Below are 1,256 nucleotides of genomic sequence, written 5' to 3' on the forward strand. Positions count from 1 at the left end.
CGCTGATTACCGGTACCCGCACCACCGCGACCATCCGCAATCCGATAGGTACCCGCCGCGTGCCAGGTCATGCGGATCATCAGACCACCATAGTGACCCCAGTCCGCCGGACACCAGTCTTGGCTGTCCATCATCAGTGTATGCAGGTCTTTTTTGAGGGCGGTTACGTCAAGTTTCTTAACCACTTCGCGATAGTTGAAGTCCCTCCCCATCGGATTGGTTTTGCTATCGTGCTGATGCAGAATATCAAGGTTGAGTGCTTTGGGCCACCATTCCATGTTCGACATACTAGTCGTCGTAACACCGCCGTGCATCACCGGACATTTGCCACTGGTTGTTGTTATATTGTTATTCATCTTCAGTTTCCTTTCGTGATAAAATAGGGAGCTATGGACATTGTGGGTTCAAGTGCATTTTTTCGTCAGGGGTGATAGTGATTGTTGAGACGGTGGTTTTTCTCATAATTGAGATGACTTCCATCGTCATAATAAACAAAGTTTTTTGGTTTGTAGAAGATGACACCCACTCATGAAAATATTGACTAATTGATAAGAAAATTATAAGTAAGGTTGAGGAAAAATGGGAGAAGGTTAACAATTAGTATTAATTGATTCTTTTCTTCTTTCTAAACTTTAAGAAAGATTAAGTGGTTCTACCGAACTTAGTATGTAAAATCAAATAGTAAAATGCCAATTTTTAAAAACTTCTCAGTTTAAAATTATCAAAATTTCTAAAACCATAACCTCTTCTTTTTATCAACTTTAATTTGTTATTAATTCCCTCCACAACACCGCTATCTCAGTACAGGACAAAAAATTAAAGAGAGGTTGCAAAGTGAGATAGAGCTATCCCTTCGTCACACATAAGTTAACAAAAGAAAAATAGAGAGAAATAATTTCCAGCTGTAAATTTTCCCTTGCTGAACGCAGAACTTATCTACTACCAGAGATGCCGTTTCGCTGGTGCGAGTGCAGCTACACCTCTAAAATCTAACGGTGATCCCGGCCAACACTATTACAAGGATGGGAGAGCGATCACCAATTGGTGATCGCTCTTATCAAATTATGCTATGGTGAAGCTTAACTTGGTTTCAAAGGAGATCAGCCTTTGAAGGTAACGGGGAAAGTATGTGTAAATCCATCGCTGTCCCGCAACTGTGAATCTGGTTTTAGACTAAACAAAGGCAAAAAAGTCCAAAATCGGTAAGTCAGGATGCCCACCAAGAAGTTTGCTCACTTTAGTTAACATCTGCGAGA

At 40.8% G+C, this 1,256-nt stretch carries 2 pseudogenes and 1 riboswitch; both pseudogenes read right to left on the minus strand.

Annotated features, from left to right (window positions below):
• Window positions 1-356 (minus strand): annotated as a pseudogene (locus C4E06_RS21875) (catalase-peroxidase); the annotation flags it as partial.
• A 318-nt stretch (window positions 357-674) separates the two neighbouring features.
• Window positions 675-795 (minus strand): annotated as a pseudogene (locus tag C4E06_RS21880) (transposase); the annotation flags it as partial.
• Window positions 796-1,068: 273 nt separating this feature from the next.
• Window positions 1,069-1,239, plus strand: a riboswitch (cobalamin riboswitch).
• Window positions 1,240-1,256: the final 17 nt, after the last annotated feature.

The organism is Cyanothece sp. BG0011 (genome assembly GCF_003013815.1).
GTDB lineage: Bacteria > Cyanobacteriota > Cyanobacteriia > Cyanobacteriales > Microcystaceae > Crocosphaera.